The organism is Pantoea sp. JGM49, assembly GCF_018257655.1.
Classification (GTDB): Bacteria; Pseudomonadota; Gammaproteobacteria; order Enterobacterales; family Enterobacteriaceae; genus Pantoea; species Pantoea communis.
The window spans coordinates 48962-62583 of sequence record NZ_JAERJM010000011.1; the positions used below are offsets into that span (position 1 = coordinate 48962).

14 protein-coding genes and 1 riboswitch are annotated in these 13622 nt (G+C 56.1%); of the genes, 8 read left to right on the forward strand and 6 right to left on the reverse strand.

The annotated features are described in order from the left end of the window. Positions 1 to 297 precede the first annotated feature (297 nt). Positions 298 to 1215: a nucleoside hydrolase gene (locus JK231_RS18260; protein WP_211729191.1), complete on the reverse strand. Its 918-nt coding sequence runs from the start codon at positions 1213 to 1215 to the stop codon at positions 298 to 300. A 107-nt stretch (positions 1216 to 1322) separates the two neighbouring features. Further along, positions 1323 to 1398, forward strand: a riboswitch (Fluoride riboswitch). Positions 1399 to 1489: 91 nt separating this feature from the next. On the opposite strand from JK231_RS18260, the gene crcB reads away from it, so the two are divergent. Both crcB and JK231_RS18270 read left to right on the forward strand, forming a co-directional pair. Further along, positions 1490 to 1867, forward strand: coding sequence for a fluoride efflux transporter CrcB (crcB, locus tag JK231_RS18265; RefSeq protein WP_034819910.1), 378 nt, complete (start codon positions 1490 to 1492; stop codon positions 1865 to 1867). A gap of 118 nt (positions 1868 to 1985) precedes the next feature. Further along, a complete protein-coding gene (locus tag JK231_RS18270; RefSeq protein ID WP_211729192.1) occupies positions 1986 to 2783 on the forward strand; it encodes a sugar phosphate isomerase/epimerase family protein in 798 nt (265 codons plus the stop codon). On the opposite strand, the gene JK231_RS18275 is transcribed toward JK231_RS18270, so the two are convergent. From JK231_RS18275 to JK231_RS18285, 3 genes are all read right to left on the reverse strand, one after another. Next, positions 2780 to 3385 (reverse strand): prolyl oligopeptidase family serine peptidase, encoded by a 606-nt coding sequence (locus tag JK231_RS18275; RefSeq protein WP_034819904.1) that lies wholly within the window; start codon positions 3383 to 3385, stop codon positions 2780 to 2782. The two genes, JK231_RS18270 and JK231_RS18275, sit on opposite strands and share 4 nt — an antisense overlap. An 11-nt stretch (positions 3386 to 3396) precedes the next feature. Then, positions 3397 to 4338, reverse strand: coding sequence for a glutathione S-transferase family protein (locus JK231_RS18280; protein ID WP_211729193.1), 942 nt, complete (start codon positions 4336 to 4338; stop codon positions 3397 to 3399). 99 nt (positions 4339 to 4437) lie between these two features. Further along, positions 4438 to 5337 carry a LysR family transcriptional regulator gene (locus JK231_RS18285; protein WP_211729194.1) on the reverse strand — a complete coding sequence of 300 codons (900 nt, stop codon included), beginning with the start codon at positions 5335 to 5337 and terminating at the stop codon, positions 4438 to 4440. A 192-nt stretch (positions 5338 to 5529) separates the two neighbouring features. Here JK231_RS18285 and JK231_RS18290 point away from each other — a divergent pair, with 192 nt between their 5' ends. The 3 genes from JK231_RS18290 (at position 5530) to JK231_RS18300 (ending at position 7353) form a co-directional block, all read left to right on the forward strand. Beyond that, positions 5530 to 5766 (forward strand): ParD-like family protein, encoded by a 237-nt coding sequence (locus JK231_RS18290; protein ID WP_034819879.1) that lies wholly within the window; start codon positions 5530 to 5532, stop codon positions 5764 to 5766. After that, positions 5735 to 6064 (forward strand): type II toxin-antitoxin system RelE/ParE family toxin, encoded by a 330-nt coding sequence (locus JK231_RS18295; protein WP_097119430.1) that lies wholly within the window; start codon positions 5735 to 5737, stop codon positions 6062 to 6064. Before JK231_RS18290 ends, JK231_RS18295 begins: the two co-directional genes overlap by 32 nt. Before the next feature lie 164 nt (positions 6065 to 6228). Next, positions 6229 to 7353 (forward strand): GNAT family N-acetyltransferase, encoded by a 1125-nt coding sequence (locus JK231_RS18300; RefSeq protein ID WP_211729195.1) that lies wholly within the window; start codon positions 6229 to 6231, stop codon positions 7351 to 7353. Here JK231_RS18300 and JK231_RS18305 read toward each other — a convergent pair. Next, positions 7350 to 9182, reverse strand: a complete 1833-nt coding sequence (locus tag JK231_RS18305) for an ABC transporter ATP-binding protein (protein WP_211729196.1) — start codon at positions 9180 to 9182, stop codon at positions 7350 to 7352. The two genes, JK231_RS18300 and JK231_RS18305, sit on opposite strands and share 4 nt — an antisense overlap. A 61-nt stretch (positions 9183 to 9243) precedes the next feature. On the opposite strand from JK231_RS18305, the gene JK231_RS18310 reads away from it, so the two are divergent. After that, positions 9244 to 9738 carry a GNAT family N-acetyltransferase gene (locus JK231_RS18310; protein ID WP_097119427.1) on the forward strand — a complete coding sequence of 165 codons (495 nt, stop codon included), beginning with the start codon at positions 9244 to 9246 and terminating at the stop codon, positions 9736 to 9738. A 67-nt stretch (positions 9739 to 9805) separates the two neighbouring features. Here the strand turns inward: JK231_RS18310 and JK231_RS18315 are convergent, their stop codons facing one another. Beyond that, the gene (locus tag JK231_RS18315) at positions 9806 to 10720 is read right to left on the reverse strand and encodes a sugar ABC transporter substrate-binding protein (RefSeq protein WP_097119426.1); all 915 of its coding nucleotides are present in this window, start codon (positions 10718 to 10720) and stop codon (positions 9806 to 9808) included. Positions 10721 to 11223: 503 nt separating this feature from the next. Between JK231_RS18315 and JK231_RS18320 the strand changes: the two genes are divergently transcribed. Continuing rightward, complete coding sequence (locus tag JK231_RS18320) at positions 11224 to 12618, forward strand: MFS transporter (RefSeq protein WP_211729197.1); 1395 nt, start codon at positions 11224 to 11226, stop codon at positions 12616 to 12618. After that, a complete protein-coding gene (locus tag JK231_RS18325; RefSeq protein WP_211729198.1) occupies positions 12599 to 13558 on the forward strand; it encodes a 2-hydroxyacid dehydrogenase in 960 nt (319 codons plus the stop codon). Before JK231_RS18320 ends, JK231_RS18325 begins: the two co-directional genes overlap by 20 nt. Positions 13559 to 13622: the final 64 nt, after the last annotated feature.

Here is a 13622-nt window from a genome sequence, read left to right on the forward strand (position 1 = left end):
GGTTCAGTTCAGGTAAGGCCGTCCTGGCCAACCCGAACTGCCAGTCGCCTCCCTGCGCCTGGCTCCAGGCCCAACGTAAAAGCCTCAGCGCTGCGGATAGCCCTTGCAGCAGCAGAGGCGCTCTGGCCTCAGCCATCGTGCCGTTTTTAACAGCACGCACTGAAGCTGAAGAGCGTGCTGGGGCTGTTCAGGGGAAGAGGCGCGCTCTGGCCTCAACCATTGTGTCCTTTTAACAGACTGCGTGATCACCCGGCGCTTAACTGGCAAGCATTACGCCATTGATAGCGACCACCCATCTCATGCCCGCAGTGCGGCAAAAAAGTGTTCCCGCACTGCTTCGGCATCCACGCCGAGGCACAAGCGCTGTGGGCGTAAGCCAGCAAACGGGTCTTCACGTGAGGCGAGGGCGCTGAGGCGTCTCACTGTCTGACCACGGCTGATGCCCTCCGTTATCACGCGCACTGGTGCTTCGGTCACGGTAAACGCCTGTGGCAAAGCCAGCCAGGAGAGCGTGAGCGTGTCATGCAGCGCCATGCCATCAAACCCTTCCTTTTGCAGACTGTACGCCAGATACGGACGGCATATCGCGCTGAGTACAGGCTGATTTAACTGCCGCACTTCATCACCCGTCATCAGCACCTTGTGCGTCACATCCAGCGGTAATATCACCACCGGCAGCGCCGAGGCCAGCACCTGATCGGCAGCATGCGGATCTTTCCAGATATTGAACTCGGCAAACGGCGAGACGTTGCCGGAATGGCCGTCGGTGCCAAATGCGCCGCCCATGATCACCAATTCTTTCACCAGCGGAATGATATCCGGCGCCTGATTGATGGCGCTGGCGATATTGGTCAGCGGCCCAATCGCCACGATGGTGATGGCATGGGGCTGTGCGCGCACGCTATCAATAATAAACTGCACCGCGCTGGGTGCTGCTTCACTGTGTGAGTTCTCGAATGCATCCCCTAATCCATCCAGGCCGTGCAGCGTGGCGGGCGCAGAAGGGGCTAATGCTAACGGACGGGAGCAACCGCGATAGACTGGTGCCTCAATCTCCATCTTCTCGCAGAACAGCCGGGCATTTTTCACCGCTTGCCCGACCGCCACATTGCCAAACACCGTGGTAATCCCCAGCAACCGCTGCGTCCGCGCCGCATACGCCAGCGCAAAGGCATCATCCACGCCAATATCAGTATCAAAAATCAGGGTACGCATCGGGATCTCCTCTCTTATGTTGTTCTCCACGTTAAAACATAATCGTGTGCAAAGGTAAGCCAATCGTTGACCGATATTGTCACCCCCGCGACGCCAGCGTATTATCATGCCGCTAAGGTGATGGCGTGCCACCTTCCCCAACCGCCGTTCTGGAAACAGACGGCTGATGACGCCTGACAACACTCGTATCCCTGCGCGGGAGACGGCGGTGTGTCAGGTGTTTTTCTGTCCTGCCGCGGCCCTGCGCGTCACTCATTTCAGGAGCTCCAAAAGTATGTTGAAGTCGTTACTGGCTGTGATGCTCGGTGGTGCCGTGGGCTGTTCACTGCGCTGGCTTATTTCTCTGCGGTTCAACGCGCTGTTTCCCAATCTGCCACCGGGCACTTTAATGGTGAATCTGGTCGGTGGTTTTATCATCGGTGCAGCGTTGGCTTTTTTTGTCCGCAATCCGCATATTGACCCTTTCTGGAAACTGCTGATTGTCACCGGCTTATGCGGCGGTTTAACCACCTTCTCTACCTTTTCAGCGGAAATTGTCGGCTTGCTGCAAACCGGTAAATACCTCTGGGCGATGTCGAGCGTGATGGTGCATGTGATTGGTTCACTGCTGATGACCTTCGCCGGCTTTGCAGTGGTGAATCTGCTGGGATAAAAGCCCTGCGCATCACGGGCTTGAAATAACGCCTAAGAGGTAGATACTGGTCGGTGTTCTGTTTGCGTGACAAGCAGAACCTGTCACCGATTTATCCGGACGATTAGGGAGCCCGTTGATGCGAAGTAACCCCAAATTCCTTAACCTGGTGTTGTTAAACGGTGAACCTGAACAGAAACTGCGCGCGGCCCGTGCCGCCGGTTTCGATCAGGTCGAAATCTGGCGGGATGATGTTGAGGCAGCCACAGCGCAGCTGGCTCAACAGTTAAATCTTGGCTTTACCAATTTGCAGGTGCTGCGTGATTTTACCGGTGCGCCAGATCGTGAACGTCTGCAAAAGCGTGAAGAGCTGCGGCAGTTTATCCGGATTGCGCAGTCAATCGGTTGCAACACCATTCAGGCACCGGCCACCACGCGTGAAGATTGCGTGGCGGAGCGCATCGATGAAGATCTGCGTTGGATGGCCTCAGAAGCCGCGCGCTATAACATGCGCATCATGTACGAACCCATGGCGTGGTGCAGCGTTGATAATACGCTGCCGCTGGCATGGGAACGATTGCAGCGCCTGGACCAACCGAATATTGGACTGGTGGTCGATCTGTTCCACATTTGTGCCTTGGGTGGGGACGCCTCACAGCTGGATGGCATTCCTGCCGATCGTATCTATGAAGTGCAACTGTGCGATATGGCGGAGATGCCGCCGCAAGAGAAGGGCGCGCTAAGTGATTATGCGCGCCATCAGCGGTTGTTGCCCGGCGACGGCATTATCGAAGTGGAACGCTTTGTCGATAAGCTGAAAAGCGCCAGCTATCGTGGCCCGGTCGGCATTGAAGTGTTTAACGATGGATTAAAAGCGCAGCCACCCGAAGTGGCTGCGCAACAAGCCTGGAACGCGTTAAATCGCTACTGGCCTTAATCCTGCAAGCACTGGGCGATAAAGGCGGCCGCTTGCATCGCACCCTGTGAAGAAATGGTATGACCGGTGGCGGCTTCAAAGCGCGCTTCCACCGTCACGCCTGCCGCTTGCAGGCGCTGTGCTGCTGACTCACTCTCGCTATACGGAATCACACCATCCGCTTTGCCGTGAATCAGCAACGCAGGCGTGTGCGAAGCCGGGGTTAATGCACCGTCAAACGACAATCGTCCGGAAAACGCCACCACGCCCGCCAGCGGATGACGGCCCTGTGCCAGTGCATCCAGCGCCATGATCGAGCCCTGAGAAAAGCCTACCAGAATCACTTTATCCCACGCGTCCGCCATGCCGTGTTGCGCCATCAACTGTTGCAGAGTCTCATCGAACGCTGCGCGGGCTTCACGCACCCGCGCCGGACGATTTTCTGGGGTAATGCCCGTCAGGCTAAACCACTGATAGCCCATTGCATGTTCAAACGGATAGGGCGCATTCGGCGAGGCAAAAGCCACATCCGGCAGCAGGCTGGCCCAATGCTGGCCGAGTCCTGCCAGATCGTCGCCATTACTGCCCACACCATGTAAAAAAATCACCAACGCTTTTGCCATCATCCTGCTCCTTAAAGTCCGTAATCCGCCATATCCGGGCCTACTGGCACAATCCCGTTCGGGTTCAGTGCCTTAATCGAATAGTAGCCCTGCTTGATATGGTCGATGTTCACTGTCTGACGCACACCCGAAACCGCCAGCATACTCTTCAGATAGCGATCGAGCAGCGGATAGTCGCGCAGGCGGCGCAGGTTACATTTGAACAGACCATGATAAGCAACGTCAAAACGCACCAGCGTCACGAACACCCGAATATCGGCTTCGGTCAGGCGCTCGCCCAGCAGGAAAGTACGGCCATCTTTCAGACGCAGTTCCAGTTCGTCTAACTGGCTGAACACATCATTAAACGCTTGCTGATAGCTCACCTGCGTGGTGGCAAAGCCGGTACGATACACGCCGTTGTTGAGACGTGGATAGATCGATGCGTTGATCGCGTCGATCTCAGCGCGCAGATCTTCTGGATACAGATCGAGGCTGTTGTCTGCCAGATCGCCAAACCCGCTGTTCAGCATACGCAGGATGTCAGCAGATTCGTTGTTCACGATGGTCTGCGTCTTTTTATCCCACAGTACCGGCACCGTGGCGCGGCCTGTAAAGTCAGCATCGGCGCGGGTATAGAGTTCGTGGATGTACTCGGCTTTGTTAAGCCAGTCACGATCAGCACCCGGATAGTCACCGAAGTGCCAGCCCTGCACACCCAGCTGCGGCTCGACCACCGAGACGCTGATCACTTTCTCCAGTCCTTTCAGGCTGCGTGCTACCAGTGTGCGTGATGCCCATGGGCAGATCAGTGCCACATACAGATGATAGCGATCCGGCTCGGCGGCAAATTCGCTGGAGCCATCTGCGGTGATCCAGTGGCGAAAACTGGACGTCTGACGGACAAATCCGCCCTGTTTATCGGTGGCTTGAACCGGGTGCCACTCTGCGCTCCACTTACCGTTAACCAACATATGCTCGACTCCTCTCTGGTGATGGAGTGAGCATACCGCGCTGCTGGTTGGGTGATAATCCGGGCAAAATGGCTTTCATTGCTTCCAAATTGGAAGGAATCAGCCGGGAGGATGCTGCTGGAAATGATCGGCGATGAAATCAATCAGTAAGCGGGTTTTCTGCGCCAGATGGCGAGCGGGGGGATAGAGGGCAAACAGGCCCATCGGCGGCGTGGCGAAGTTATCCAGCAGCGAGACGATTTCGCCGCGTTGTAGCGCATGTGCGGCAATAAAACCCGGTAAACGTGCGATACCCAATCCGGCGATGGCTGCCTGTAAACAGGCTTCGGTATTGGAGAAACACAGGCGGCCGCGAATCGGCATGCTTACGCTGTCGCCGCACGGCGTCACAAACGGCCAGTGCCAGGGATCGCGGAAGTTGGTGTCACTGATACATTGATGCGCAGCCAGGTCGCGCCAGTGCTGCGGTGTGCCTTGTTGCAGCAGATAGCCCGGCGAAGCCGCTACGCGAATCGGCACATCGCCCAAACGACGTGCAATCAGGCTACTGTCATCTAGTTTACCAATGCGAATCGCCATATCGAAGCCTTCATCAACGATGTTCACTGCACGATCGGAGAAGTTAACGTCCAGTTCAATCAACGGATAGTGACGCGCAAATGCGACCAATACGCTGGCGAGCACCGCCGTACCAAAGGTGCCGGGCGCACTGATTTTTAAGCGCCCCGTCGGCGTGGTGGCATTTTCGCGTACCGTGGCATCCAGCGTGTCGAAAGCATCCAGCAGGGTTTTCACGCGTTCGTAATAGGCGCGACCCACTTCAGTGGCTGAGAGTGCACGCGTGCTGCGCTTGAACAACTGCACGCCGAGTTCCTGCTCCAGCCGGGAAACCAGCTTGGAGGCCTGCCCGCTGCTGGTGCCCAGTCGCTCGGCCGCCCCGGCAAAGCTGCCTACTTCCAGCACCGCGACAAACATGCGGTCACAATCGAGACGATCCATGGCGGTTCCTGAACAGCGAAAAAGGTGAGTATACACATTCGTTATCGAGGCACGGTAAATCGTGCTGCTATCACTGATTGCCAAATGCGACAATATGTCGCACAATCACCTCTGTTGTACGTCTGGCAATGACGTATCAATGGAACCACCCTCACAACAACGTATCGGGTGACGACAATAAGAGGTTTAAATATGGCAACCAGCGTCCGCTTAGACGATGATTTTGTTGAAGATGTGAAAACACATGCAGAAGCCATGAGCCGCAGCGTGCCTAAGCAGATTGAGCATTGGGCGAAGATTGGTCGCATCGCAGAGGATAACCCCGATCTGACGTTCTCCTTCATCAACGAAATCTTACTGGCTAAAGCAGAAATGGATAACGGCAAGGTCAAAAAATATGTGCGCAGAAAAGACCGGACAGGAAGTTGAGATTTATCAGACCCGCCGTTTTGACAAGGCTTTTAACCGCCTGACGGAACAGGATCAGGAGGGTGTTGATCAAGAGATTGACCGCATTATTGCTATCCCAGAGATCGGTGAACGCAAAAAGGGCGACCTGAGCTATCTCTGGGTGCACAAGTTTTACCTGAGCAAGCAGCAATATCTGTTGGGTTACAGCTGGGTCGATCAGAGACTGGAAATCTATCTTCTGAGCCTCGGTACACACGAAAATTATTATGACGACCAGAAGCAACATCGTAAAAACGACCTGAAACTCATCGGCTAACAGAGTCGCTTCCTTAAGCGGTGGAAGCGTCCTTTCCAATCCAAACCCCTCCGGCGTGATTCATGCCAATAGATGGTCGATGCACATTCAGTGCGCCCCCTCTTTTCCCCTGCGACAAAACCTGTTGAACTAGCTGTTCGCCTTGAGCTGGCCGGGAGCCATGCATGTCTTTGCTTCACCTGTCGTCGCTGGCGGAGATTTCCGCCCTCGAATGGGATGCGCTGTTACCTGACGATCAACCGTTTTTACGCCATGCCTTTCTGCTCACGCTGGAAGAGAGTGGCAGTGTGCGGCCGGAAAACGGCTGGCAGGCGGATCACTTGCTGTGGCGTGAAAAGGGCGTGCTGAGCGCCGCGCTGCCGGGCTATCGCAAACGCAATTCGCAAGGTGAATACGTCTTTGATCACGCATGGGCTGATGCCTGTCACCGCGCCGGCATTCCATACTATCCAAAGTGGCTGGGGGCGATTCCGTTCAGCCCGGTTACGGGTGCGCGTTTATTGGGCGAGCAAGCCGCCATCAGCCAGCTGCTCGCAGCGTTGCCCGATGAACTGCTGCAAAACGGCCTGAGCGGCGCACATATCAATTTCACCACGCCGTTTGCCAACGATGTGATGGAGCAGCAGCCCGATTGGCTGGCGCGTCTCGGCATCCAGTATCACTGGCACAACAAAGGCTACCGCGATTTTCAGGATTTCCTCGACACGCTGATGTCACGCAAACGCAAACAACTGCGTAAAGAGCGCGAACAGGTGGCGAGCAGCGGCTTTGAGTTCAACTGGTATCGCGGTGACGAACTCAGCGAAGATCAGTGGGATTTCGTCTACACCTGCTACGCCAACACCTATGCGGTGCGCGGGCAGCGTCCTTATCTCACGCGGCAATTCTTCAGCCTGCTGGCCGAACGCATGCCGCGATCGATTCGCGTGGTGATCGCCACGCTACAGGGCCATCCGGCCGCCATGGCGTTCTATCTGGTGGATGGCAACTCGCTGTACGGGCGTTACTGGGGCTGCCTGGCGGAGTTCGATCGCCTGCACTTTGAAACCTGCTTCTATCAGGGCATGGATTTTGCGATTGCCGAGGGATTACAGCGTTTTGATGCGGGAGCGCAAGGCGAGCACAAACTGGTGCGCGGCTTCGAACCGCAGATCACCCACTCATGGCACTACCTGTGTCATCCGGGATTGCGCGAAGCCGTAGACGAGTATTTAGTGCAGGAGCGGGCAGGGATCCGCGCCTATGCCATTGAAGCGCGCGAAGCCCTGCCATATCGACGCGGCGATTAATCTTCGCCGACAAAGCCACCGGTCTGATGCTGCCACAGGCGCGCGTAAAGCCCGTTGTGCGCCAGCAGTTCGCGGTGGTTGCCCATCTCAACAATCTCACCTTTATCCAGCACCACCAGTCGATCCATTTTGGCGATAGTCGAGAGACGGTGCGCGATGGCAATCACCGTTTTGCCCTGCATCAGCGTTTCCAGGCTTTCCTGAATCGCCGCTTCGACTTCGGAATCGAGGGCGGAAGTGGCCTCATCCATGATCAGAATCGGCGCATCTTTCAGCAGCACGCGGGCGATGGCGATACGTTGACGCTGACCGCCGGACAGTTTCACTCCGCGCTCACCCACATGCGCATCCAGCCCGGTACGGCCCTGTGGATCGGACAGCAGCGGAATGAACTGATCGGCGCGGGCGCGGATAATCGCCGCCTGCAGTTCGTCTTCGGTGGCGTTTGGGCGTCCGTACAGCAAGTTTTCTCGAATCGAACGGTGCAGCAGCGACGTGTCTTGAGTGATCATGCCGATCTGGCCGCGCAGGCTCTCCTGCGTGACTTCGGCGATGTTGTGATCGTCAATCAGGATGCGCCCGCCGTTGATGTCATAAAGCCGCAACAGCAGGTTCACCATTGTCGATTTACCGGCACCGGATGGCCCAATCAGGCCGATTTTTTCACCCGGTTTGATATTCAGGTTGAGGCGATTGATCACCTGGCGGCTGCCGCCGTAATCAAAGCGCACATCTTCAAAGCGGATCTGACCCTGCGTTACCTGCAGGTTTTTCGCCTGCGGCTCATCCTGTACGCTGAGCGGCTGCGCGATGGTGTTCAATCCATCCTGCACCATGCCGATATTTTCAAAGATGCCGTTCACCACCCACATGATCCAGCCGGACATGTTCACTAAGCGGATCACCAGACCGGTGGCCAACGCAATCGCACCGACGCTGATCAGCGACTGGCTCCACAGCCACAATGCCAGGCCAGAAGTGCTGACAATCAGCAGACCATTCAGCGTCGATAGTGTGATATCCATGGTGGTGACCATGCGGCTGGCGTGCTGGGTTTTGTCGGTCTGCTCCTGAATCGCTTCGCGCGCGTAGCGTTTCTCCAGATCGTTATGTGCGAACAGTTTGATGGTGGCGATATTGGTATAGCCATCGACGATGGTGCCCATCAGTTTGGATCGCGCCTCGGAAGAGACCACCGAACGTTGCTTCACGCGCGGCACAAAGAAGCTCAGAGAGACGCTATACGCCACAATCCAGATAATCAGTGGAATCATCAGGCGCCAGTCGGCCTCGGCAAACAGCACCAGCGAAGTCACCGCGTAAATCACCACATGCCAGATGGCATCCACCAGCTGCACCGCGGAATCGCGCAGGGAGTTGCCGGTCTGCATGATGCGCTGGGCGATACGTCCGGCGAAATCGTTCTGGAAGAAGTTCAGGCTCTGGCGCAGCACGTAGTTGTGATGCTGCCAGCGGATCATGCTGGTCATGCTCGGGTTGATACTCTGATGCACCAGCATATCGTGCAGCGCGATAATCACCGGCCGCAGAATCAGCGCGACAAACCCCATCCATAGCAGCACCTGCCAGTTGTCGGTGAACAGCGTGGCGGGCGTCGAGTGATTGACCAGATCGATGATGCGGCTGAGATAGCTGAACAGCGCCACTTCAATCAGCGCCTGCGCTAATCCCACAATCAGCAGGGCGACAAAGCTCGGCCACACCTGACGCAGATAATAGAGGTAAAACGGCCAGACGCTGGAAGGGGGAGAATCGGTTGGTGCATCCTGGAAAATATTGATAAAACGTTCAAAACGACGATACAACATAAAGTCACTCTTCCGTTTGGTGAGAGTTAACAGCTTAGTGCAAGTGAAAGGGATTACCGACATGGATCTGATCATTCGCGGTCGCGAACCGGCCGATGCGGCCGCTTATCAACGCCTTTACAGCCACCCCGACGTGTATCGCTGGACCACGCAGCTGCCGTTTCCCAGCGTGCAAACCTGGCAGAAAAAATTCGAAAACATGGACGCGGCGGGCTATATCGGTTTCGTGGCCGAAATTGATGGGCAGATGGTGGGCGAGCTGACGCTGTTTGTCGAACAGCGCCCGCGTACGCGTCACAGCATCAGTTTTGGTATCAGCGTCGATCCAGCGTTTGGCGGGCGGGGTATCGGTGAGAAACTGATTCGCAACGCCATCGACTATGCCTTTAACTGGCTCGGTGTGGTGCGTATTGAGCTGGAAGCGTTTCATGACAACGCGCGTGCGATACGGTTGTACCAGCGCCTCGGCTTTGAGCAAGAGGGCGTGAAGCGTAAAGCCTGCCTGCGTGAGGGGGAGTATCACGACATCGTGGTCATGGCGAAACTGCGGGAGTAATCGTGGATTGCGCAATACATTGCGCCGTCGCAGGACGGCGCGGTTTATCGCGCGGTATTGGCCTTAATTACTGACTCTTCTCCACGTACTTCTGCATATTCTCTTTGGTCACCAGTTCAAACGGGATCCACACGTGTGAATCCACTTTCTCGCCTTTCATCAGCTTCTGCGCTACATCCACCGAGGCTTTGCCCTGACCAATCGCATCCTGGAACACGGTGACCTGCATTTTGTCCTGCGCCATGGCTTTCAGGCCATCCGGCGTGGCATCAATACCGCCCACCAGAATTTTCTTGTTGCTCTTTGCCAGCGCCATCGCGGCACCGATTGCCATTTCATCGTTGTTAGCGGCAACGATATCAATCGCTTCGCCGTTGCCAATCCAGTTGAGCATCAAATCCATGCCTTCGTTACGTGCATAGTTCGCTGGCTGCTTCTGCACCACTTTCATGCCCGGATATTTCGCCACCACCTGCTCGACATCTTTGGTGCGTTGCAGTGCGCCTGCGTCGGTCAGATTGCCGATCATGATTGCCACATTGCCTTTGTAGTTGGCCATTTTCGCCAGCGCTTCCATTTGCAAGGTACCCGATTCGCGCTCGTCTGAACCGACAAACACCACGCCGGACGGCAGCGATTTGTCGCCTGGTGTGCGGTTAACATATACCAGCGGGATTTTCGCCTGCTGCGCCAGTTTGGTCAGCTGCGGTGTACTGGCGGAATCCACCGGATCGACGATGATGGCGTCGACGCCCGCCCCGATAAAGCTCTGCACCTGATCGGTCTGACGGCCAACGTCGCCGCGCGCATCTTCAAATTGCACATCGAGCCCGCGCGCTTTGGCCTCTTTATCAATCGACTGGCGAATAATGGTTAAAAAGTTCTGATCGAAATACGCCATTGATACGCCGATCTTTTCTGCCAACGCCGAGGCAGAGCTGGACAGCAGGCCAAGCAACAGTATCGCCTTGAGGGTTTTCATTGCGGACTCCAGGGTAAGCTTGTTATTAGAATGAATGTTTCAATGAGAGTGAAAATGGCTCAATGAAATCATTTTCAGACTACGAGGCGGTAAGGACCCTGACAATCAACATGTATGGATTTTGCAGCTAAGCGCACATTTTGCTCGCGGGTGCAGGATGCAGGCGGCCTCCTATGACGAGCCGGTGCATGATGCTTTGCGGCTTTTTATGGCGAGCCGATACATGATGCTTTGCAGGCTCATAGTGATGTTGCGAAGGTTTTTCTCAGAGCTGGCGCACATTCCGGTGCAAAAGCATCGGCTTCTTTAAGGTTCTGTGCAGCGCCGCACCCTGCTTTGTGGCAGATGCCAAAACCAGCGGAAAAAAGCCGCGCGGATTCCTCCATCCGCACAATGACCACTCCATATCTGGCTCTCTATAGTTGCTGAACAGTGAAATTTAAGCGGTATTCCTGAACATCATCGCTTCGGAGCAGGACGCTCCTTCATCAAGGGGTTCAGCCATGTTACTAAGCAAAAACCGCAATGAGAACAGTCATGTGCGTATCTGGATCCTCTGTCTGATCCTGTTTCTATCCGTGGTGGCCTATGCCGACCGTTCGATCTTGTCGATCTCCGGATCGGCGATCAAAGAGGAGTTCGGTTTATCAGCGATCCAGCTTGGGCTGATCCTCTCGGCATTCAGTTGGGCCTATGTGATCGGCCAGATCCCCGGCGGGATTTTCCTTGACCGCTTCGGTACGAAAAAAGTCTATGGCGTGACGCTGGCGCTGTGGTCGGTTTCGACCATTTTAATGGGTTTTATTGGCGAGTTTTCCAACGGCATGACCATGGCGCTGACGCTGATGTTTGCGCTGCGTTTTGCCCTCGGACTGATTGAAGCACCGAGTTTTCCGGCCAACGCGCGTGCGGTGATCATGTGGTTCCCCGGTGCCGAACGCGGTCGAGCTTCGTCGCTGTTTGCCTCGGCGCAGTACTTCGCCGTTGCCATCTTCTCGCCGCTGTCCGGCTGGCTGGTATCGCGCTTTGGCTGGGAGTGGCCATTCTTTGTGCTGGGCGGTATTGGCGTGCTGGCGGTGTTTGTGTGGGGTTGGTATATGCGCAGCCCGAAACAGCATCCGCATGTGTCAGCCGCAGAGCTGAAATACATTGAGGAGGGCGGTGCGCTGGTGGATATCGATTCAGCACAAACGCTCAAAGCACGTCCACCCTTGAGCAAAGCGATGTTTAAAACCTTGCTCAGCAATCGCATGCTGTGGTGCGCCTATCTCGGGCAATACTGCATCATTGCGCTCAGCTACTTCTTTATCACCTGGTTCCCGATTTACCTGGTGCAGGCACGCGGCATGAACATCATGGAAGCGGGCTTTGCCACCATCGCCCCGGCGCTGTTTGGCTTCCTGGGCGGCATCAGCGGCGGTTACATCTCTGACAAGTTGCTGGCTAACGGCTGGAGCCTGTCGTGGGCGCGTAAAACGCCGTATATCGTCGGCATGCTGATGGCCGCCTCGCTGATTCTGGCGGCGGTGATCCCGACCAATGCCGGCATTATCGCCATTATGTCGTTTGCCTTCTTTGGCAAAGGCGTGGCGGCTGGCGCGGGTACCTGGACCATTGTTAGCGATACCGCACCGAAAGAAGCAGTAGGTCTGGCGGGCGCGATCTTCAATGGCATCGGCAATATGGCCGGATTTATCACGCCACTGCTGTTCGGCATCATCGTCGGTCTGACCGGCAGCTACAGTATTGGATTGGTGTTCGTTGGCGCGCACTGCATCGTCGCGGCGCTGCTGTTCCTGCTGGTGATGGGCCCGATTGAACGCGTCGGTGACGAGCAGGATTCGTCTGCAACATCCTTCGAAAATCAGGGGAAACAAGATGGGATCAAAGCCGTTTAACGTATTGCTAAAAGGGCCGCTGTTGCCGCAGCGGCTGCAGGATAATCTGGATGCGCACTTCACCACTTCGCGCTTGTGGCAACAGGAGGATCAGGCGGCGTGGCTGGCAGAGCACGGTGCCAGTATTGATGCGCTGGTGACCAGCGGCAATGCGTTGATGGGAGCAAGTGCTGAGCTACTGGCGCAGTTGCCCAATCTGAAGGTGATTTGCAGTAACGGCGTGGGCTATGACGCGATAGACATTGCTGCCGCCGAAGCGCGTGGCATCGTGGTGACCAACACGCCAGGCGTTTTAAACAGCTGCGTGGCGGATACCGGCATGGCGCTGCTGCTGGATGTGGCGCGCCACATCAGCGCATCGGATCGTTATGTGCGCGCCGGTAACTGGCAAGCGAAAGGGCGCTATCCGTTGACCACCAAAGTAGGCGGTAAAGTGTGCGGGATTGTCGGGCTGGGCGGGATTGGTAAGGAGCTGGCCAAGCGCGCTCAGGCGTTTGATATGGATGTGCATTTTTACAGCCCGCGTTCACGCCCGGATGTGCCTTACACGCGCCACGATTCGCTGTTATCACTGGCAAAGCAGGCGGATTTTTTGGTGCTGACCCTACCCGGCGGTGCCGCCACACATCATCTGGTGAATGCTGAAGTGTTACGTGCGCTGGGGCCAAAGGGCTTTTTAATCAACATTGCGCGCGGCAGTGTGGTGGATGAGCAGGCGTTGATTGCGGCGCTCGAAGCCGGTGAGATTGCGGGTGCCGGTCTGGATGTGTTCGAGCATGAACCGGCGGTGCCTGCTGCGTTACTGCAGCGTGATGATGTGGTGATCACCCCGCATCTCGCCAGCAGCACCCATGAAACCATGGCGGCGATGGCAGATTTGGTGTTTGAAAACCTGCTGGCGTTTTCGCAGGGCGAAGCGGTGTTAACGCGGGTGGTGTAGATTCTGTCGCTTGATAAATCGCGCCGTCACCAATGCCATCAGGCAAACGTAGCAGTGCAAATTT

What these genes read in the sequence shown, in the direction of transcription:
- JK231_RS18260 (WP_211729191.1), bottom strand. Translation starts at nt 1,215, where the DNA reads ATGCGTACCCTGATTTTTGATACTGATATTGGCGTGGATGATGCCTTT.
- crcB (WP_034819910.1), top strand. Translation starts at nt 1,490, where the DNA reads ATGTTGAAGTCGTTACTGGCTGTGATGCTCGGTGGTGCCGTGGGCTGT.
- JK231_RS18270 (WP_211729192.1), top strand. Translation starts at nt 1,986, where the DNA reads ATGCGAAGTAACCCCAAATTCCTTAACCTGGTGTTGTTAAACGGTGAA.
- JK231_RS18275 (WP_034819904.1), bottom strand. Translation starts at nt 3,385, where the DNA reads ATGGCAAAAGCGTTGGTGATTTTTTTACATGGTGTGGGCAGTAATGGC.
- JK231_RS18280 (WP_211729193.1), bottom strand. Translation starts at nt 4,338, where the DNA reads ATGTTGGTTAACGGTAAGTGGAGCGCAGAGTGGCACCCGGTTCAAGCC.
- JK231_RS18285 (WP_211729194.1), bottom strand. Translation starts at nt 5,337, where the DNA reads ATGGATCGTCTCGATTGTGACCGCATGTTTGTCGCGGTGCTGGAAGTA.
- JK231_RS18290 (WP_034819879.1), top strand. Translation starts at nt 5,530, where the DNA reads ATGGCAACCAGCGTCCGCTTAGACGATGATTTTGTTGAAGATGTGAAA.
- JK231_RS18295 (WP_097119430.1), top strand. Translation starts at nt 5,735, where the DNA reads ATGTGCGCAGAAAAGACCGGACAGGAAGTTGAGATTTATCAGACCCGC.
- JK231_RS18300 (WP_211729195.1), top strand. Translation starts at nt 6,229, where the DNA reads ATGTCTTTGCTTCACCTGTCGTCGCTGGCGGAGATTTCCGCCCTCGAA.
- JK231_RS18305 (WP_211729196.1), bottom strand. Translation starts at nt 9,182, where the DNA reads ATGTTGTATCGTCGTTTTGAACGTTTTATCAATATTTTCCAGGATGCA.
- JK231_RS18310 (WP_097119427.1), top strand. Translation starts at nt 9,244, where the DNA reads ATGGATCTGATCATTCGCGGTCGCGAACCGGCCGATGCGGCCGCTTAT.
- JK231_RS18315 (WP_097119426.1), bottom strand. Translation starts at nt 10,720, where the DNA reads ATGAAAACCCTCAAGGCGATACTGTTGCTTGGCCTGCTGTCCAGCTCT.
- JK231_RS18320 (WP_211729197.1), top strand. Translation starts at nt 11,224, where the DNA reads ATGTTACTAAGCAAAAACCGCAATGAGAACAGTCATGTGCGTATCTGG.
- JK231_RS18325 (WP_211729198.1), top strand. Translation starts at nt 12,599, where the DNA reads ATGGGATCAAAGCCGTTTAACGTATTGCTAAAAGGGCCGCTGTTGCCG.